The sequence below is a fragment of the Variovorax sp. V93 genome (assembly GCF_041154485.1).
GTDB classification, from domain to species: domain Bacteria; phylum Pseudomonadota; class Gammaproteobacteria; order Burkholderiales; family Burkholderiaceae_C; genus Variovorax; species Variovorax beijingensis_A.
Window position 1 is genome coordinate 63,416 of record NZ_AP028670.1, and the last position, 19,435, is coordinate 82,850.

17 protein-coding genes are annotated in these 19,435 nt (G+C 68.4%); 9 read left to right on the forward strand and 8 right to left on the reverse strand.

Features of this window, described 5'->3' with window-relative positions; genetic code table 11:
• Positions 1-8 precede the first annotated feature (8 nt).
• Both ACAM54_RS26300 and ACAM54_RS26305 read right to left on the reverse strand, forming a co-directional pair.
• Complete coding sequence (locus ACAM54_RS26300; protein ID WP_369651804.1) at positions 9-1,649, reverse strand: AMP-binding protein; 1,641 nt, start codon at positions 1,647-1,649, stop codon at positions 9-11.
• Positions 1,650-1,672: 23 nt separating this feature from the next.
• Positions 1,673-2,263, reverse strand: coding sequence for a 2-hydroxychromene-2-carboxylate isomerase (locus ACAM54_RS26305; RefSeq protein ID WP_192324256.1), 591 nt, complete (start codon positions 2,261-2,263; stop codon positions 1,673-1,675).
• Between the two features lie 160 nt (positions 2,264-2,423).
• On the opposite strand from ACAM54_RS26305, the gene ACAM54_RS26310 reads away from it, so the two are divergent.
• Both ACAM54_RS26310 and ACAM54_RS26315 read left to right on the forward strand, forming a co-directional pair.
• A complete protein-coding gene (locus tag ACAM54_RS26310) occupies positions 2,424-3,164 on the forward strand; it encodes an SDR family oxidoreductase (protein ID WP_145746850.1) in 741 nt (246 codons plus the stop codon).
• 7 nt (positions 3,165-3,171) lie between these two features.
• Positions 3,172-4,158, forward strand: coding sequence for a nitronate monooxygenase family protein (locus ACAM54_RS26315; protein ID WP_145746851.1), 987 nt, complete (start codon positions 3,172-3,174; stop codon positions 4,156-4,158).
• A gap of 49 nt (positions 4,159-4,207) precedes the next feature.
• On the opposite strand, the gene ACAM54_RS26320 is transcribed toward ACAM54_RS26315, so the two are convergent.
• Together ACAM54_RS26320 and ACAM54_RS26325 are read right to left on the reverse strand one after the other, a co-directional pair.
• Positions 4,208-5,986: an acyl-CoA dehydrogenase C-terminal domain-containing protein gene (locus ACAM54_RS26320; RefSeq protein WP_369651803.1), complete on the reverse strand. Its 1,779-nt coding sequence runs from the start codon at positions 5,984-5,986 to the stop codon at positions 4,208-4,210.
• A 17-nt stretch (positions 5,987-6,003) separates the two neighbouring features.
• On the reverse strand, positions 6,004-7,188 hold the full coding sequence (locus tag ACAM54_RS26325) for an acetyl-CoA C-acyltransferase (protein WP_369651802.1): 1,185 nt from the start codon (positions 7,186-7,188) through the stop codon (positions 6,004-6,006).
• Positions 7,189-7,488: 300 nt separating this feature from the next.
• Between ACAM54_RS26325 and ACAM54_RS26330 the strand changes: the two genes are divergently transcribed.
• Both ACAM54_RS26330 and ACAM54_RS26335 read left to right on the forward strand, forming a co-directional pair.
• Positions 7,489-8,079 carry a TetR/AcrR family transcriptional regulator gene (locus ACAM54_RS26330; protein ID WP_369651801.1) on the forward strand — a complete coding sequence of 197 codons (591 nt, stop codon included), beginning with the start codon at positions 7,489-7,491 and terminating at the stop codon, positions 8,077-8,079.
• Positions 8,080-8,091: 12 nt separating this feature from the next.
• Positions 8,092-8,604, forward strand: coding sequence for a MarR family winged helix-turn-helix transcriptional regulator (locus ACAM54_RS26335; protein WP_225612951.1), 513 nt, complete (start codon positions 8,092-8,094; stop codon positions 8,602-8,604).
• A 6-nt stretch (positions 8,605-8,610) separates the two neighbouring features.
• Here the strand turns inward: ACAM54_RS26335 and ACAM54_RS26340 are convergent, their stop codons facing one another.
• Entirely contained in the window at positions 8,611-10,080 is a 1,470-nt protein-coding gene (locus ACAM54_RS26340; protein WP_369651800.1) for an efflux transporter outer membrane subunit, read from the reverse strand.
• A gap of 104 nt (positions 10,081-10,184) precedes the next feature.
• Here ACAM54_RS26340 and ACAM54_RS26345 point away from each other — a divergent pair, with 104 nt between their 5' ends.
• From ACAM54_RS26345 to ACAM54_RS26365, 5 genes are all read left to right on the forward strand, one after another.
• On the forward strand, positions 10,185-10,802 hold the full coding sequence (locus ACAM54_RS26345; RefSeq protein ID WP_192324248.1) for a TetR/AcrR family transcriptional regulator: 618 nt from the start codon (positions 10,185-10,187) through the stop codon (positions 10,800-10,802).
• 83 nt (positions 10,803-10,885) lie between these two features.
• Positions 10,886-12,001 (forward strand): efflux RND transporter periplasmic adaptor subunit, encoded by a 1,116-nt coding sequence (locus ACAM54_RS26350; protein WP_369651799.1) that lies wholly within the window; start codon positions 10,886-10,888, stop codon positions 11,999-12,001.
• On the forward strand, positions 11,998-15,075 hold the full coding sequence (locus ACAM54_RS26355; protein ID WP_369651798.1) for an efflux RND transporter permease subunit: 3,078 nt from the start codon (positions 11,998-12,000) through the stop codon (positions 15,073-15,075). Before ACAM54_RS26350 ends, ACAM54_RS26355 begins: the two co-directional genes overlap by 4 nt.
• A 39-nt stretch (positions 15,076-15,114) precedes the next feature.
• Entirely contained in the window at positions 15,115-15,927 is an 813-nt protein-coding gene (locus ACAM54_RS26360; RefSeq protein WP_209501543.1) for an oxidoreductase, read from the forward strand.
• Positions 15,928-15,961: 34 nt separating this feature from the next.
• Entirely contained in the window at positions 15,962-16,891 is a 930-nt protein-coding gene (locus ACAM54_RS26365; protein ID WP_192324239.1) for a LysR family transcriptional regulator, read from the forward strand.
• Between the two features lie 83 nt (positions 16,892-16,974).
• On the opposite strand, the gene ACAM54_RS26370 is transcribed toward ACAM54_RS26365, so the two are convergent.
• From ACAM54_RS26370 to mdcG, 3 genes are read right to left on the reverse strand one after another with little or no spacing between them, the layout of a single operon-like run.
• Positions 16,975-17,883: an acyltransferase domain-containing protein gene (locus tag ACAM54_RS26370; protein WP_369651797.1), complete on the reverse strand. Its 909-nt coding sequence runs from the start codon at positions 17,881-17,883 to the stop codon at positions 16,975-16,977.
• Positions 17,880-18,743, reverse strand: a complete 864-nt coding sequence (gene mdcB, locus ACAM54_RS26375; protein WP_209501539.1) for a triphosphoribosyl-dephospho-CoA synthase MdcB — start codon at positions 18,741-18,743, stop codon at positions 17,880-17,882. The genes ACAM54_RS26370 and mdcB overlap by 4 nt, the downstream gene beginning before the upstream one ends.
• Entirely contained in the window at positions 18,740-19,432 is a 693-nt protein-coding gene (gene mdcG / locus ACAM54_RS26380) for a malonate decarboxylase holo-[acyl-carrier-protein] synthase (RefSeq protein WP_192324233.1), read from the reverse strand. Before mdcG ends, mdcB begins: the two co-directional genes overlap by 4 nt.
• Positions 19,433-19,435 lie beyond the last annotated feature (3 nt).

Below are 19,435 nucleotides of genomic sequence, written 5' to 3' on the forward strand. Positions count from 1 at the left end.
CCGCGCCATCAGGCCGCTGCCGGTGCGCGCAGCTCCTTGCGCAGGATCTTGCCCACGGTCGATTTGGGCAAGGCCTCGAGAAAGGTGATGTGGCGAGGCACCTTGTAGGGCGCCAGGAGCTCGCGGCAATGCGATTCGACCTGGTCCGCCTGCAGGCCCGGCGAGCGGCGTACGACGAACAGGTGGGGGACTTCGCCGGAGCGCTCGTCGGGCACGCCGACGCAGGCGCACTCCAGCACCTCCGGATGCAGCGCGACCACGCCCTCGATCTCGTTCGGATACACGTTGAATCCGGACACCAGGATCATGTCCTTCTTGCGGTCGACGATGGTCATCAGCCCCTGCGCATCCATGGTGACGACATCGCCCGTGCGGAACCAGCCATCGCCGGTGAATGCCATGCGCGTTTCTTCCTCGCGCTTCCAGTAGCCGGCGAACACCTGCGGGCCCTTGATGAGCAGCTCGCCGGGCGCGCCCGGCGCCACCGGCTCGCCCGCGTCGTCGACGATCATCACGTCGGTGGAGGGCACCGGAACGCCGATGGTGCCGTTGCAGCCCGGCGCATTGAAGGTGGCGCTGGGCGATGTCTCCGTGAGCCCATAGGCCTCGGTGATCGGCGGCCCGCCCGCCGCCTCCCACTTGCGCGCGACCGCCGCCTGGATCGAGGCGCCGGCGCCGATGACCATGCCGCAGCGCGAAAAGTCGACCGACGACAGTTCGGGCAGGTTCACCATGCCGTTGAACATGGTGTTGACGCCGATCAGCACGTCGAAAGGCGCCCGGCGCAACTCGGCGCACAGGGCCTTGGTGTCGCGCGGATTCATGACGAGCCGGTTGTGTCCGCCGCTCGCCAGCGCCATCAGCGCCATGCCGAGCGGGAAGATGTGGTACAGGGGCAGCGGCGTGACCAGCTCGAAGTTCTGGAACTCGAGGTTCAGCCGCAGCCAGGACTGCATCTGCAGCACACTCGCCAGGACGTTGCGATGCGTAAGGCAGGCGCCCTTCGATACGCCGGTCGTGCCGCCCGTGTATTGCAGGAACGCGAGATCTGAGGGGCGCACCTGTGCGGCGCTGAAGCCTGCATCCTGCACCGATGCGATGGCAGTGTGCAGCGGGACGAGATGCACGTCGGAGCCGCGTGCCGACATCGGCCGATCGCCGGCGGGCGCGAGCAGCGATCGCCTCAGGTCCTGCATCGGCGCGGTGACGACGTGCCGCACCTCCGTCCGCTCGATGGCCTCGGCCGCGAGTCCCGCGAACGGATCGGCAACCACCAGCGCCGCTGCGCCGGAATCCGCCAACTGGTACGCCACTTCGCGGGCCGTGTAGAGCGGATTCATGGTCACTCCCACGAAGCCTGCGCGTGCGATCGCAGCCAAGGCAACGGGATAGAGGAGGTGGTTCGGCAGCAGCAGCGCCACGCGGTCGCCGGGCTGCAGCCCTGCCGCCTGCAGGAAGGCCGCAAAGCGAGCCGATGCCTGTTCGAGCTCGGCGAAGGTCAGTGATTCGCCGTTGCACGTCACGGCCGGCCGGCCGGCGTTTCGAGCGAAGGCGCCTTCGAGCAGGGTGGCAAGGGTTTCGTGCTCGCCGTAGACGAGGTCGCGGGGCAGTCCTGCCGGGTAGGACGCATGCCAGATTCTTTGATCCACGTTGTCTCCTTTTTTTGCTTTGGTCAGGACAGCGCTTCGCGAACGAAGTCCATCCGGTCCTGGCCGAAGAACATCTGGCCGCCGACGAAGAGCGTGGGTGCGCCGAACACGCCGCGCTCGACCGCCTCCTGCGTCGTTGCCTTCAGTGCGGCCTTGGTCTCGGCGTCCTGCGCCAGGCGCTCGATCTCGGCGGGGTCGAATCCGCCTTCGACCAGCGTGCGCGCCGTGAGCTGCGCATCGTTGAGGTTGAGCGCATCGATCCACAGCGCCTTGAACACGCAGCCCAGCAGCTGCTGCAGCTGCTCGGGGCGGCGCAGTTGAATGCCGGTGACCGCACGCATGAGGAACAGCGTGATGACGGGGAAGTGCGGGTTGCCCTGGAACGGCACGCCATAGCGGCGCGCATGGCGCTCGTAATCCATCTGCGTATAGCGCCCCTTGGCGGGGATGGTGGCCGGCGAGGCATTGCCGGTGGCCTGGTAGACACCGCCCAGCAACATCGGCCGGTAGACGAGGTCGGCACCGTGGCTCGCGCACAGGGCGGGCAGCTGCGTCCACGCCAGGTAGGACGACGGGCTTCCCACATCGAAGAAGAAATCGACTGACTTGCGCATTGAGGGACTCCTTTAAGTTAACGAACGTTTGGTAAACGAAAGCTATGTGATTGAACGAGCTTCGTCAACGGGGTTTCCTTGGGCTTTGCCCTTGATTGACAAACGAACGTTCATTGATTAACGTGCAATGACCTAACGAACGTTTTTTAAAGGAGACCGTATGGACCCATCAGCCAACCACCGCGGCGTGGCTCTCGTCATCGGCGCGGGCGACGCCACCGGCAGCGCGATCGGCGCGCGCTTCGCCCGAGAGGGCTACGTCGCGTGCCTGACGCGGCGCTCGGCCGACAAGCTGGAGCCGGCCGTCGAGCGCATCCGCGCGGCCGGCGGCCAGGCGTTCGGCTACGGCAGCGATGCGCGCAAGGAGGAAGAGGTCGTGGCCCTCATCGACCAGATCGAGAAGGAGCGCGGCCCGATCGAAGTGATGGTGTTCAACATCGGCGCCAACGTGCCCAGCAGCATCCTGGAGGAGACCGGGCGCAAGTACATGAAGATCTGGGAGATGGCCGCCTTCAGCGCCTTCCTGAACGCGCGCGAGGTCGCCCGCAGGATGGTCGAGCGCGGGCGCGGCACGATTCTCTTCACCGGCGCGACGGCCGGCATCCGCGGCTCGGCGAAGTTCGCGGCCTTTGCCGGCGCCAAGCATGCACTGCGCGCCCTGGCCCAGAGCATGGCGCGCGAGCTCGGCCCGCGCGGCATCCACGTGGCGCACATCGTGGTCGACGGCGCGATCGACACGGAGTTCATCCGCAGCAACTTCCCCGAACGCTACGCGCTGAAAGAGCAGGGCGGCATCCTGAATCCCGAGCACATCGCGGAGAACTACTGGTACCTGCACACCCAGCCCCGGGACGCATGGACCTTCGAGATGGACCTTCGTCCCTACATGGAAACCTGGTGAAAGACACATGAAAACACGCATCACTGAACTCTTCGGCATCCGCCACCCGATCATCCAGGGCGGCATGCACTACGTCGGCTTTGCCGAGCTGGCCGCGGCCGTGTCCAACGCCGGCGGGCTCGGGCTCATCACGGGCCTCACGCAACGGACGCCCGAGCTCCTGGCCAAGGAAATCAGCCGCTGCCGCGAGATGACGGACCAGCCCTTCGGCGTGAACCTCACGTTCCTGCCGACCCTGTCCTCGCCGCCATACCCCGAGTACATCGCGGCCATTGCCGAAGGCGGCGTGCGCATCGTCGAGACGGCGGGGCGCAGTCCCGAGGCCTACATGCCCGCGCTCAAGAAGGCCGGCATCAAGGTCATCCACAAGTGCACCTCGGTGCGGCACGCGCTCAAGGCCGAAGCGATCGGCTGCGATGCCGTGAGCGTGGACGGTTTCGAGTGCGGCGGCCACCCGGGCGAGGACGACCTGCCGAACATGATCCTGCTGCCGCGTGCGGCCGAGGAGCTGAAGATCCCGTTCGTCGCCTCCGGCGGCATGGCCGACGCGCGCAGCCTGGTGGCGGCGCTGGCGCTGGGCGCGGAAGGCATGAACATGGGCACGCGCTTCGTGGCCACGCAGGAGGCGCCGATCCACCAGAACGTGAAGGACGCCATCGTGGCGGCCACCGAACTGGACACACGGCTGGTGATGCGCGGCCTGCGCAACACGGAACGCGTGCTGACCAATTCATCGGTCGAGCAGTTGATCCGGATCGAGAAGGAAAAAGGAGCCGACCTCAAGTTCGAGGACATCATCGACCAGGTCGCGGGGGTCTACCCGCGCGTGATGCTGCAAGGCGAGATGGATGCCGGCGCCTGGAGCTGCGGCATGGTGGTCGGCCTGATCAACGACATTCCGACGGTGCAGGAGCTGATCGATCGCATCATGGAAGAGGCGGAGCAGCTGATCGTTCAGCGGCTCGCCGGTTTGCTGGAGCCTGCGCTGGCCTAGCCTGGCGTTGTGGCGGCGCTGCTCCAGCGCCGCCACTGGTCACCAGCCATTAGAAGAGATCGACGGCCGGCTCCATCAGTGCGGACGACCCGGCCCGGATTTCCCGGCAGAGCCCCGCCGCCTGCGGCAGCAGCCGCTGGAAGTAGAAGCGGGCCGTGGCAATCTTCGATGCATAGATCGGGTCGCTCGATCCGGCATTCCTGAACGCCACCTCGGCCATGCGCGCCCAGGTCCACGCCAGCGCCAGGTGTCCGACCAGGCGCAGGTAGGGCACGGCGGCCGCACCTGCGGCATGCGGGTCCCGGGCCGACGCGGCCACCAGCTCGCCCGTGAGCTGCCTGATCTCGGTGGCCAGTTCGGCCAGCGGCTGCGCGAACTCGCGCATCGCCTCGCGCGGGCTGCAGGTTTCGGCGAATGCGCCGGCCATGTCGAGAAAGACACCCATCTGCCGGCCCTGGTCCGCCAGCACCTTGCGGCCGAGCAGGTCCATGGCCTGCACGCCGTTCGTGCCCTCGTAGAGGCCCACGATGCGCACGTCGCGCAGGTGCTGCTCGACGCCGTTCTCGCGGATGTAGCCGTGCCCGCCGAACACCTGCATTGCGAGCAGCGTGCATTCCACCGCAAGGTCGCTCGACAGCGCCTTCACGAGCGGGGTCAAAAGCCCCAGCAGTTCGGCCGTCTCGCTGCGCCTGGCCGCATCCGGATGAAGGCGCTGCAGGTCGCTCAGCTGCGCGGTCCACAGCGCCAGGGCGCGCGCGCCCTCGATGTTCGCCTTCTGCGTGAGCAGCATGCGGCGCACGTCAGCGTGCCCGATGATCGGATCGGCCGCTTCGCCAGACGATCTTGCACCGCTCGCGCGGCCCTGCAGGCGCTCCTTGGCATAGGCCAGGGCCTTCTGGTAGGCCGCTTCCATGAGGCCGATGGCGATCATGCCGACCAGCACGCGCATGTGGTTCATCTGCACGAACATGCCCGCGAGTCCCTTGTGAGGCGCGCCCAGCAGCCAGCCGGTGGCACCGTCGAAGTTGATGGTGCAGGTCGAGTTGCCGTGGATGCCCAGCTTGTGCTCGATCGAGCCGCAGACCACCGCATTGCGCGCGCCGGCTGCGCCGCTTGCATCGGGGATGAATTTCGGGACGATGAAGAGAGAAATGCCCTTCACGCCCGGCGGCGCATCCGGCATGCGCGCGAGCACCAGGTGCATGATGTTGCCGGTCAGGTCCTGCTCGCCGCCCGAGATGAAGATCTTGCTGCCGGTGATGCGGTAGCTGCCATCGGCCTGCGCCACGGCCCGGGTGCGCATCAGGCCCAGGTCGGTGCCTGCGTTGGGCTCGGTCAGGCACATGGTGCCGGCCCATTCGCCCGAGGCGATCTTGGGCAGGTAGAGCGCCTTCTGCGCCTGCGACCCGTTGGCCGACACGTTCACGTAGGTGGCATGCGACATGCCGGGGTAGGACGCCCACGCCATGTTCGCGCCACCGAAGACTTCATAGACCGCATTGGCCACGACCGAAGGAAAGCCCTGGCCGCCGAAGTCGGGGCTGCACGCCAGGCCGGGCCAGCCGTTCTTGGTGAACTCGTCGTACGCCTTCTTGAAGCCGGGCGGCGTCTGCACCACCCCGGGCGAGGGCATGCTGCAGCCGTGTTCGTCCCCCGCTGCGTTGAGCGGCGCAATCACCTCGGAGGCGAACTGGCCGGCCGCAGCGAGCACCTGGTCGATGGTTTCCGCGTCCAGTTCAGGCTGGCCGCAGTCCTGCAGCATGGCCGGCACCTGGAGCAGCTCGTGCAAGACGAACTGGATGTCGCGCATCGGGCTTTGGTAAGTCATGGTGATAGCTCCTTGCCTCAGGCCACTTCGAACAGGCCGGCGGCACCCATGCCGCCGCCGATGCACATCGTCACGACGACGAAGCGCGCGCCGCGCCGCTTGCCCTCGATGAGCGCATGCCCCACCAGCCGCGAGCCGGTCATGCCATAGGGGTGCCCAATGGTGATGCCTCCACCGTTGACGTTCAGCCTCTCGGGATCGATGCCCAGCTGGTCGCGCGAATACAGCACCTGGCAGGCGAAGGCCTCGTTCAATTCCCACAGGCCGATGTCACCGACCTGGAGCCCATGGATCTTCAGCAGCTTGGGCACTGCCAGGACCGGGCCGATGCCCATTTCTTCCGGCGCGAGCCCGGCCACCGCGATGCCGCGGTAGATGCCCAGCGGTTTGAGCCCGCGGCGCTCCGCAACCGCGCGTTCCACCAGCACGCAGGCCGATGCGCCATCCGACAGCTGGCTCGAGTTGCCTGCGGTGATGACGCCGCCTTCGATCACCGGCTTGAGACTGGCAAGGCCTTCGAGCGTCGTGTCGGGGCGGTTGCCCTCGTCGCGGTCGAGCGTGACCTCGCGGTAGCTGACCGCACCCGTCTGCTTGTCGGCCACGGCCATGCGCGCCGTGATCGGCACGATCTCGTCGTCGAACAGATGGCGCTCCTGCGCCAGGGCGGTGCGGCGCTGCGCCTCCGCGGAATACGCGTCCTGCGCCTCGCGCGAGATGTCGTACTTCTTCGCGACGATTTCGGCCGTGTTCAGCATCGGGATGTAGGCGTGCTGCACGCGCGCAACGAGCAGCGGGTCGGCTTCTTCGCCCACCCACTTGACGAAGGGGTTCTGCACGGCGGAGATGTTCTCCTGGCCCCCGCCCACGGTCACGTCCATGCCGTCGACGATGATCTGCTTGGCCGCCGTCGCGATGGCCATCAGCCCGGACGCGCATTGCCGGTCCATCGTCTGTCCCGGCACCGACTGCGGCAGTCCCGCCGCGAGTGCCGCGAGGCGTCCGATGTTCATGCCCGCGGTGCCGGCAGCCATGGCGCTGCCGATCACCACGTCCTCCACTTCCCCGGGATCGATGCCGGCCCGCTGCACGGCGTGCTGGATCGCGTGGCCCGTCAGCGTGGGCGACTTGATGTTGTTCAATGCGCCGCGGAACGCGCGGCCGATGCCCGTGCGTGCGGTGGAAACGATGACGGCTTCTCTCATGGTCAGACTCCAGGGGGTTGGCTAGACAGGTTGGCGCAGCGGCTCGCCGCGTTTCAGGCGCAGGGCGGGCGGGAGTTCCTCATCGCCATCGCTTCGTCCGCCTTGCTTTAAATAACGATCGTTTGATAAACGATAGTGCACTATAGTTTTGCGGCGAGGGCAGCGTCAACACGCTGGAGCGGGTTTGCGGCAGGGGGAAACCCTTGATGTGGAGCCCAGGGGCCGCGATGGAATCACGATCGTTTATCAAACGAGTGGCATGCTATGATGGGCACCTCCACGATCTGCAGAGGCCCACTCATGCGCTATCCGTCCACTCACAAAGAGGAAACCCGCAAGAAGCTGCTCGCGAATGCCCGTGCCATCGCCAAGAAGGGCGGCTTCGGCACCACCGGCGTCGATGAGTTGATGGCGAGCATCGGCCTGACCGGGGGCGCCTTCTATGGACACTTCCCGTCCAAGGAGGCGCTGTTCGCCGAACTGCTCGAACACGAAATCTCCAACAGCACCGACATGCTGGCCGGAGACCGCGACTCGCCGCCCGACCACGTCGCCAAGCGGCTGCGCAGCTACCTGAGTTCGTACCACGCGCTGCATCCGGAAACCGGCTGCGTGCTGCCGGCGCTCGGGCCCGAGATCGCCAGGGCCGGGCCCGAGGTGCGTGCCTCGGTCGAGGAGGGCCTGAAGCGCCTGCAGAAGAGCTGGAGCTCGCGCATCGGCGACCCCGATGCGGCATGGGCGCTGATTGCCCAGTGCGTGGGCGCGCTGGTGTTGTCCCGCGCGGTGGAATCCGAGCGCACGCGCAAGGAAATCCTGGCCTCGAGCCGGCGCTTCATCGACCAGACGCACGCGCTGGACGCGGCGCCCGCGAAGCCATCCAGGGCCTCCTGACGGCCGCGGCCGATGCTGCCCCGGCGCGCCACTGCTGCACGTGCGCTGATGCCAGCGCGCCCTGCACCGCGGACGCTGGCGGTTGATGCCGCCGGCCCCGAGCGGTCGGCCTGCACCTACACCACGGCGCATCAGCTCGCCCGCCTCGTCAGGCAGCACTACGACGCGGAACTGGGCGCGATCGGCCTCAGGGCCACGCAGTACCGGCTGCTGGTGGAAATCCTTGCACACGGGCCGGTGCGCCCCTGCGACCTGGCGGAGAGCATGTCGCTTTCTCCGTCGACGCTGACGCGCAATCTCAAGCCCCTGATCGCGGCGGGATGGGTCGATCTTGGACCCGGGATGGACGGACGCACCCGCAGTGTGTGCGTCACCGCTGCGGGCCGCAGCAAGTGTGCCGAAGGCCTGCCTCGCTGGAGCATGGCGCAGGCCAGGGTGCATCGGTTGATGGGGAGCCGGCAGGTCGGCGCGTTGCACGCGCTCGTTGGCCAATGCTTGACGAGCATGTCGGCAGCGGCCGAATGAACGCGGTCAATCTCGGTGCGGCCCGATGGCTGCCGCCCGGACGGGCTCGGCCTGCCAGCCGCCGCCGAGCGCCTTGAATGCATTGACTGCCGCGCGCGCCGACTCCGTTTGCGCCTGCGCTCTGGCATCGGCCACGCGCAGCATGCCCTCGTCGGCCTGCAGCACTTCGATCAGGCTGACCACACCGCGCTGATAGGCCGCGAACGATGCCCCTCGCGCGCGGCCGAGCGATGCTTCTCCCTGCGCGAGCAGCGCGGCCTGCTCTTCGCGCTTGACCAGGGCCGAGAAGGCGTTCTCCACGTCTTCGGTGGCACGCAGCGCGGCGAGCCGGTAGGCCGCGAGCAGCTCCGCGTCCTGCCCCTTGGCGAGTTCGATCTGCGCATCGATGCGGCCGAAGTCGAACAGCCGCCAGCGCAGCCCGAGCAGGGCCGCGGCCTGGCTCGCGCCGGCGCTGAACAGGTTGCCGCTGGTCACCGACGTGGCGCTGCCGATCGTTCCCGCGAGCGACAGTTTGGGGTAGTACTCGGCCACGGCCACGCCGATGCGGGCGTTCGATGCCGCAAGGCGCCGCTCGGCGGCGATCAGGTCGGGCCGGCGCCGCAGCAGCTCGGCGGGCGATCCGGCGGCACCGATGCCAGGCGCAACGGGAATGGCCGCTGGCGCAGCCAGTTCGGCGCGGTGCGCGCCTGGCGCCGTCCCCAGCATCACGTCGAGCGCGTTCATGGCCGCGGCCTCGCCCGCCTCGAGCGCCGGCACCGACGCGCGAACCTGCGCCAGCGCGCCTTCGCCCTGGTGCAACTGGAGCTCGGTGGCGAGCCCCTTGCCGTGGAGCAGGCCGATCTTCGCGAGCAGGTCCTGCTGCGTTGCGGCTTGCCGGCGTGCAATGTCTAGGCGGGCCTGCAGGCCGCGCAGGGTGATGTAGATGTCGGCGGTCTGCGCGGCCACGGCCAGGCGCGTGGCGGCCGCGCCGGCCTCCGATGCCTGGTAGTCGGCCAGCGCGGCCTCGCGTCCCCGGCGCAGGCCGCCGAAGATGTCCAGCTCCCAGCTGGCGCCGAGGTTCGCTTCGTAGGCGCTGCCGTGGCGATCGAAACCCGGCTGCGCGTTCAGCACCTGGCCCAGCGGCGTCTCCACCGACTGGTAGGCCCTGGCCGCCTGCGCGCCCAGATTGCCCGAAGGCAGCAGCGCCGCATTCGCCGCACCGAGCCCCGCCCGGGCCTGTGACACGCGGGCGGCGGCCTGCGCAAGATCGAGGTTCTGCTTCAGCGCCTGTTCAACATAGCCGGCCAGCTGCGCATCGCCGAAGCCGGTCCACCACGCCACCAGCTCGGCGTTGGCGGCGCCGGATCGCTGGGCGAGCGCCGCCTCGCCGATGAAATGGTCGGGCAGGGCCGGGACAGGCCGGACATAGTCAGGCCCCACGGCGCAGCCTGCGAGGAGGCTGAACAGCAGGGGCAGGGCAAGCGTGCGTGGGGACATGGGATTGCTCCGGGCGATGGACGGAAAAGGCCAAAGAATTGAGTGACTATAATTCAATTTGGTCACTTGTTGTTGTTTGTTTGCCGAGGCGCTAAGCTCCCGGCATGAACAACGCAACTTCTTCTGCGCCAACCACGCGGGGGCCGGCCGACCACGACGTGCGCGCGCAGATCGTCGCGGCGGCCACCGAGCACTTCAGCCAGTACGGCTACGAGAAGACCACGGTTTCCGACCTTGCCAAGGCCATCGGCTTCTCCAAGGCCTACATCTACAAGTTCTTCGAGTCCAAGCAGGCAATCGGCGAAATGATCTGCTCGAACTGCCTGCGCGAGATGCAGGCAGACATCCGCGCAGCGGTCGACGCGGCCGGCAGCCCGCCGGAAAAGCTGCGCCGCATGTTCAAGGCCATTGTCGATTCGGGCCTTCGGCTGTTCCTGCACGACCGCAAGCTCTATGAGATCGCGATCTCGGCAGCCAGCGAGCACTGGCCGTCGGCCATCGCCCACGAGGCGTGCATCCGGCAGATGCTGCTCGAATTGCTGAAGCAGGGGCGCGAGTCCGGCGACTTCGAGCGCAAGACGCCCATCGACGAGACGGCAGCAGCCATCTACCTGGTCATGCACCCGTACATCAACCCCGTGATCCTGCAGCTCAGCTCCAATTACACGGACCAGGCGCCGGCCCAGCTGTCGGGTCTGGTGCTGCGCAGCTTGTCGCCGTAGCCGAATAAGTTCTCAGTGACTATTGACTAAATTGGTCACTGTTATCAGAATCGGGGCTCTATCGATTCGTCAATGGGCCCCTCATGCACTCGCGCCGCTTCCTCACATCCGCCTTGGTCTGCGCCTTGCCGTTCGCGCTGGCCGCCTGCGACGACAAGGCCCCGCCCGATCCGCGCACCCAGGCGCCGCTGGTGCGCGCCGCCACGGTCCAGGCCGCCGCGTCGGCATCGCGCTCGTTCACCGGCACCGTCGCCGCGCGGGTTCAAAGCGACCTGGGCTTCCGCGTCTCCGGAAAGGTGCTGGAGCGCCTGGTCGACGCGGGCCAGACGGTCAAGCGCGGCCAGGTGCTCATGCGCATCGACCCGGTCGACCTGAGGTTGGCCGCGCGTGCGCAGCAGGAGGCCGTCAGCGCCGCGCGGGCGCGTGCGAAACAGGCCGGCGACGAGGAAGCGCGTTACCGCGATCTGCGTGGGACCGGCGCCATTTCCGCCTCGGCGTACGACCAGGCCAAGGCGGCGGCGGATGCCGCGCAGGCCCAGCTCGCGGCAGCAGAAGCGCAATCGGAAGTCGCACGCAATTCGAATCGCTATTCGGAACTCGTTGCCGACGCGGACGGCACGGTGCTCGAGACGCTGGCCGAGCCCGGCCAGGTCGTCAGCGCCGGGCAGCCGGTGGTTCGCGTGGCGCAGGCCGGCCGCAGGGAGGCGGTGGTGCAACTGCCCGAGACGCTCCGCCCTGTCATCGGCTCCGCGGGGCAGGCCACGCTGTTCGGCAGGGAACGCGTTGCCGTGCCCGTCAAACTCAGGCAGCTCTCCGATGCGGCCGACAAGCTCACGCGCACCTTCGAGGCGCGCTACGTGCTTGAGGGCGAACTCGCCAACGCGCCGCTGGGCGCCACCGTGACGATCGACATCTCGGACGGCAAGCCGGCCCGGGCAGGAGGCGTCCAGGTGCCCATCGGCGCCTTGTTCGATACGGGCAAGGCCACGGGCGTCTGGGTCATCGGCGGCGATCCGTCGACGGTGCGCTGGCAGCCGGTGGCCGTCGAGCGCCTCGACGGCGAGCGTGCGCTGGTGGACGGGCAGCTCAAGCAGGGAGACCAGGTGGTCGCGCTTGGCGCACACCTGCTGCGCGAAGGCGAGAAGGTGCGTGTGGCGGCCTCGGCCGCGACCGCCGCAGTGGGCGGAGCCCGCCCATGAGCGAAGGCCGCTTCAACCTGTCGGCGCTGGCGGTACGCGAGCGATCCATCACGCTGTTCCTCATCGGCCTGATCTCGCTGGCGGGGCTGGTCGCGTTCTTCAAGCTCGGGCGCGCGGAAGATCCGGCCTTCACCGTGAAGGTGATGACGGTCATCACCGCCTGGCCCGGCGCCACGGCGCAGGAGATGCAGGACCAGGTCGCCGAAAAACTCGAGAAGCGCCTGCAGGAGCTGCGCTACTACGACCGCACCGAGACCTACACGCGGCCCGGGCTGGCGTTCACGACGCTGACGCTGCTCGACAGCACGCCGCCGGCACAGGTGCAGGAACAGTTCTACCAGGCGCGCAAGAAGCTCGGCGACGAAGCGGGCAGCCTGCCGGCCGGCGTGATCGGACCGATGATCAACGACGAATACGCGGACGTCACCTTTGCCCTGTTCGCGCTCAAGGCCAGGGGAGAAGCGCAGCGCGTGCTGGTGCGCGATGCCGAGACGCTGCGCCAGCGCCTCTTGCATGTGCCCGGCGTGAAGAAGGTCAACATCGCGGGTGAGCAGTCGGAGCGCATCTACGTCGAGTTCGCGCACGACCGGCTGGCCACCCTGGGCATCGGGCCGCAGGACGTGTTCGCGGCGCTCAACAGCCAGAACGCGCTGAGCCCGGCCGGTTCCGTGGAAACCCGCGGCCCGCAGGTCTTCATTCGGCTGGACGGCGCATTCGACACCCTGCAGAAGATCCGCGACACGCCCGTGGTCGCGCAGGGCCGCACCCTGAAGCTGTCGGATGTGGCCACGGTCAGGCGCGGCTACGAAGACCCCGCCACCTTCATGATCCGCAACGGCGGCGAGCCGGCGCTGCTGGTGGGCGTCGTGATGCGGGAGGGCTGGAACGGGCTCGACCTGGGCAAGGCGCTGGACGTGGAAGCCCGCGCCATCAACGCCGAGCTGCCGCTGGGCCTGAGCTTCGCCAAGGTCACCGACCAGTCGGTGAACATCAGTGCGTCGGTCGACGAATTCATGGTCAAGTTCTTCGCGGCCCTGCTGGTCGTCATGCTCGTGAGCTTCCTGAGCATGGGCTGGCGCGCGGGCCTGGTGGTGGCTGCCGCGGTGCCGCTGACGCTGGCCGTGGTGTTCGTGGTGATGGCCGCTACGGCCAAGAACTTCGACCGCATCACGCTCGGCTCGCTGATCCTCGCGCTCGGCCTGCTGGTGGACGACGCCATCATAGCCATCGAGATGATGGTGGTGAAGATCGAGGAGGGCTACAGCCATGTGGCCGCATCCGCCTATGCCTGGAGCCACACGGCGGCGCCGATGCTCTCGGGCACGCTGGTCACCGCCGTCGGCTTCATGCCCAACGGCTTCGCACCGTCGACCGCGGGCGAGTACACGAGCAACATGTTCTGGATCGTCGGCATTGCGCTGATCGCCTCCTGGGTGGTCGCCGTGGTGTTCACACCGTACCTGGGCGTCAAGCTGCTGCCCAACTTCAAGAAGATCGAAGGCGGCCATGCCGCGATCTACGGCACGCCGCGCTACAACCGGCTGCGCGGCGTGCTGGCGCGCGTCATCGCGCGCAAGTGGCTGGTGGCGGGCGCGGTCGTCGGCCTGTTCGTGGTGTCGATCCTCGGCATGGGCGTGGTCAAGAAGCAGTTCTTTCCGATCTCCGACCGCCCCGAGGTCCTGGTCGAAGTGCAGATGCCCTACGGCAGCGCGATCACCCAGACCAGCGATGCCACGGCCAAGATCGAGGCCTGGCTGTCGGCGCAGCGGGAGGCCCAGATCGTCACCTCCTACATCGGGCAGGGCGCGCCCCGCTTCTACTTCGCGATGGGCCCGGAACTGCCCGACCCGTCGTTCGCGAAGATCGTGGTACGCACCGCCAGCCAGGAGGAGCGCGAAGCGCTGAAGCACCGGTTGCGCGAGGCCGTCGCCGACGGCCTCGCGTCCGAGGCGCGGGTGCGCGTGACGCAGCTCGTGTTCGGGCCGTACTCGCCGTTTCCCGTGGCCTACCGCGTCAGCGGACCCGATGCGAACGAGCTGCGCAGGATCGCAGCCGAGGTGCGGCAGGTGATGGATGCCAGCCCGATGATGCGCACCGTCAACACCGACTGGGGCACCCGCACGCCCACGCTGCACTTCACCCTGAAGCAGGACCGCCTGCAGGCCGTGGGGCTGAGCTCCAGCGCGGTGGCGCAGCAGCTGCAGTTCCTCCTGAGCGGCGCGCCGGTGACCACCGTGCGCGAGGACATCCGCACCGTGCAGGTGGTGGCCCGCTCGGCCGGCAGCACCCGGCTCGATCCCGCCAGGCTCGCGGACTTCACGCTCGCCGGTGCCGGCGGCCAGCGCATTCCGCTGTCGCAGGTCGGCGAGGTCGAGGTACGCATGGAAGAGCCCGTGATGCGGCGGCGCGACCGCATGCCCACGATCACGGTGCAGGGCGACATCGCCGAAGGGCTACAGCCCCCCGACGTGTCGAAGGCGATCACCGCGAAGCTGCAGCCGCTGATGCAGAAGCTGCCGGCCGGCTACCGCATCGCCGAGGCCGGCTCCATCGAGGAATCGGAGAAGGCAACCGCGGCGATGCTGCCGCTCTTCCCGATCATGCTGGCGGCCACGCTGCTCATCATCATCTTCCAGGTGCGCTCGATCTCCGCGATGGTCATGGTGTTCCTCACGAGCCCGCTCGGGCTGATCGGCGTGGTGCCGACCCTGCTGCTGTTCCAGCAGCCCTTCGGCATCAATGCGCTCGTCGGGCTCATCGCGCTGTCGGGCATCCTGATGCGCAACACGCTGATCCTGCTCGGCCAGATCCACCACAACCAGCAGGAGGGGCTCGATCCGTTCCATGCGGTCGTCGAGGCGACCGTGCAGCGTGCGCGGCCCGTGATCCTCACGGCGCTGGCGGCGATCCTCGCGTTCATTCCGCTGACGCATTCGGTGTTCTGGGGCGCATTGGCGTACACGCTGATCGGCGGTACTTTCGCGGGAACGATCCTCACGCTGGTGTTCCTGCCGGCGATGTATTCGATCTGGTTCAGGATCAGACCCGGCAACGCGACCCAACCCGCGCACTGACGCGCCTCATCACCATTCATCAAGATCAAAGGAATTGCCATGTCGAGTTCATCAGTCGTTGTCGTGACGGGCGCGTCCTCGGGCATCGGGCGCGCCGCTGCGGAAATGTTCGTGGCGCGGGGCTGCCGGGTGTTCGGCACCGCGCGCGACCTGCGCAAGGCACCTGCGCTGCCCGGTGTCGAGTTCGTCGAGATGGACGTTCGCGAAGAGGGCTCGGTCCAGGCAGGCATCGAATCCATCATCGAGCGGGCCATGCGCATCGACGTGCTGGTCAACAACGCGGGAATGATGATGATCGGCGCGGTCGAGGAAACCGCGACGGCCGAGGCCGCGGAACTGTTCGACACCAACGTCTTCGGCCTGCTTCGCACGACGCGCGCCGTGCTGCCATACATGCGCCAGCAGCGCCGCGGGCGGATCGTCAACGTGAGTTCGGTGCTCGGCGTGCTTCCGGCCCCGTACATGGGGCTCTATGCGGCCACCAAGCACGCGGTGGAAGGGCTGTCGGAATCGCTGGACCACGAGGTGCGCCAGTTCGGCATTCGCGCGACGCTGGTGCAGCCGGCCTTCACGCGGACCAACCTCGATGCCAACGCACCGCGTGCCAAGACACGGATCGCGGGCTATGACCGCGAACGCGACCAGGTGGCGCTCTCCGTGGCCGCCAGCGTCGGCGGTGCGCCCGGGCCGCACGGCGTGGCGAGCACCATCGTCGAGGCGGCGCTCGGCCCGTGGCGCATGCGCTGCACGCCGCCGGGGGAGGCGTCCTTGCTGACGAAGCTGCGCCGCTTCATGCCTGCGGGACCGGTGGACGCGAGCCTGAGAAAAAAACTCGGACTCGGTTCCTTCTGAGCGCGCGCCCCGTCCGGCAGCGAAGGAGAACATCATGGACAGCCTGGATCTCCTGCGCACCTTCAGCGAGGTGGCCTCTTCCGGAAGCTTCTCCCGCACTGCCAAGCATCTCGCGCTGTCGCGGGGGACCGTCAGCAAGTACATCGCGGCCCTCGAGCACCGCTTCGGCGTGCGGCTGCTGAACCGGACCAACCGCGCCGTCAGCCTCACGGACGCAGGCCTCCTGCTGCTCGACAGGAGCAGGCCGATACTGGAACTGGCCGACGTGACGCGCGCCGAACTGCAGGACCGCGCGCGCATCCCGAGCGGGCGCCTGCGCATCTCGGCACCGCACGGCATGGACCTGACGCAGCTGCCGGCACTGATCAACGACTTCCTCGGCCACTATCCGGAGGTCAGCATCAGCCTCGTGCTCTCGAACCGCCTGGTCGACCTCTCGGAGGAGGGGGTGGACATCGCGCTTCGCTTCGGCCCCTCGGCCAACGAGAACCTGATCGTTCGAAAACTGGTGCCGATGGCGCTCAGCGTCTGCGCCGCGCCCATGTACTGGCGCAAGCACGGCGTGCCTGCCCATCCCGCCGAGCTTGCGCATCACACCGCGTTGATCAGCACCCAGCTCCATCCGCTGCCGAAGTGGCGCTTCGAAGCCGACCGCCAGCCGATCGAGGTGGCGGTCCGCGGCAGGCTGGACGCAACGGAAACCGGCCCGCTGATCCAGGCGGCGCTTCTGGGCGCAGGCGTGGTCTACCTGCCGTCGGTGATGCTCGAGCCTTACATCGAGAGCGGGCGGCTGGTGCCCGTGCTTTCCACATTCGTTCGCAGCGACATGTGGCTGTCGGCTGTCTATCTGCAACGCCGGCACAGCACCGCGGTGCAGCGTGCATTCCTGGATTTCCTGGCGGTGCGGCTCAAGCCTGCAGGCAAGGAGGGCAGGACGGACCGTTCAGATCCACCGCGCCCTTGAGCGCGAGTTCAGGCGTGACCAGCAGCTGCTCACGATGGATCTCCTGATGGTTCGATTCGGTGCGTCAAAGGGCCTGCCGGGCTTCATGGATCCGCATGGCTGTTCAGCCACGCTGCAATCGCTGCGGCGCTGCGGAAGTCGTCGCAGGCGCGCGCGGGAACGCCGGGATGGCGCTGGTTCCACATGCGCGAGAGCGTCTGGCCCGGCCCCACCTCCAGCACGCAGCGCACCTGCCGCGCCATGATGTTTTCCATGCATTCGTCCCAGCGCACCGTCTGTGCAATCTGGGCAGCCAACGCCGCGCGGGCAGACCCTGCATCGCGGACGCGGTCCCCTGCATTGCTGAACAGCACGACGCGGGGCGCCTGGAACGGCACCTGCGCCAGCGCCAGTGAAAAGCTCACCGCCGCTTCGCGCATCCAGGGCGTGTGGGACGCAACGCTGACCCGCAGGCGCGTGCACTGCGCACCGGCGGCCAGGGCGATGCGCTCGGCATCGTCCAATGCAGCAATCGGGCCGCCGAGGACCACGCTGGCGCTGCCGTTGCGAATCGCGAGTTCGAGCCCCGCGTCGATGCGCAATTGCTCCAGCTTCTGCGCGGGCAACCCGCTGACGGCCAGGAGGCCGCCGGGCGCACGGGCGGCGCAGCGGTCCATGGCCTCGGCCCGCAGTGGCGCGAGTGCTGCGGCCGCGCCCGCATCGATCACGCCGGCCGCGCTGAAGGCCGCCAGTTCGCCGACGCTGTAGCCGGCGACCGCGGCGGGCGGCGGAACCATGGGCGCGAGTTGTGCCCAGGCCGCCAGGGCAAGGCCGGTCAGCAGCGTCTGCGCGTTGTCGTTGCGTTCGGCCCAGTGCGGGTCTGCGAGGGCGCGGCGCCAGTCGGCGACCCCCAGCCGCACGCACATGCCGTGCACGAGTGCGTCGTCCGCGAGCCAAGGCAGCATCGCGGGATGCTGGGTGCCCTGGCCGGAGAAAAGCAGCGCGAAGCTCATGGGCCTGGACACACGCGCTGGAGCCAGCAGGCGGCGGCCAGCGTGTCTGCCGCGCCGCCGGGCGACAGGCGTCGCCGCACGAAATCGTCTGCAATGGCCTGCGCCTCCTGGAGCCCTTCGGGCCGCGCGATGCCGCCTCGATCGAGAAAGCCTTGCGCTGCGTGCCGGGCGTCGCGCAAACCGGCCAGGCCGCCACGGTGCGCGAGATTGCTGTCGTCCAGCACGGCGATGATGTGGAACAAGGTATCGAGCCGGGCCAGGCGGGGCGCGAGGCCCCGGGCCAATGCCTTCCTCAGTGCCGGAAGCGCCGTCTCGAACAGCACCGGAAACGCCAGCGCCGCCTCTTCCGATGCGCTGCGCAGGCCATGGCGCCGTGCAGCGATGCCGCCGGGGAGGGCGGACGGCCGTTGGCTCCGCTTGGCGAGTGCGTCGCCCCAGTGCCGGCGCAGCGCATCGCGCAGCGCTGCCGGGTGCAGTGGACCGTCTTGCTCGCGCAGTGCCGCGCCCGCCGCCGCGCACAGCAGGCCGAGCATGAAGATCGCGCCGCGGTGCGTGTTGATGCCGCCGGTGGCAGCCAGCATGCGCGCCTCCGCCGCGATGCCGTGGCGTTCGAGCACCGCGAAATCCGCGCCCGCAGCCCCGGCCTCGGCGATCCGGACGAAGTAGCGGCGCAGCGAGAACAGGCTGCGCATGAAGGTGTGCGCGTCCATGTCGTCGTGGCTGCCGCAGTCGATCAAGGTGACCAGGCCAGGCTTGGGCGACAGCGACAGTTCGTCGTACAGCGCGAGCGTGGCGGCGCGACCGATCGCTGCCAGTGTCGGCCGTGACTCCGGGGCCAGAGAAAAGGCGGCGTTCCTCATGCGACCGGCTCCATGATCTCGGCTTGCCCGCACCAAGTGGTATCCCGCTGCAGGCACACGCCGTCCAGGCGCTTGACCATCACCGCCCGCGCACGTCCGGCGCGCCACTCGCGCCATTCACGCCAAGCCACGGCCGCGCCGTCCGCGAACATGAGCTCGCCATCCAGCCGGGGCCGTTCCGCCTCGAAGGACCCGAGCGCACGAACCACGGCATCCGCATGTGCCGCGTCGTCGACGGGGATCGACAGGTCGAGATCGGAATCGTCCCGTACGTGATCGAGACCGCTGATCGCCTGCCAGCCGAAGCTGCCGAACACGCGAGGGGTCGCATGGCTTGCGTCGAGCCTGCCGAGCAGTTCACGCACTGCGCCACGCGCCGGCGGGGGCAGCAGCTTCTGCATGTCGTCGAGCCGCGGGAATTCGCCGAGGCCGTGCACCGCGGCGTGCGGCACCTGCAGCGCAATCCGGCGCCTGTCCCAGCGCGCAGGCGCAGGCAAGCCGAGCGCGATCCATCCATCGGCCATGGCGTCTGCCGGCTGGCGCGTCACGACCAGCGGTAGCCGGTGCGATGCCCAATGCGCGAGGCAGTCGCGCGCCTGCGCATCCCACGGCCGGCCGAGCACGGCGGCCCATCCGCTCGTGGAGAGGCGGGCGAGCTGGTGGCGGCGCAGCGGAACCATGGCGGTCATCAC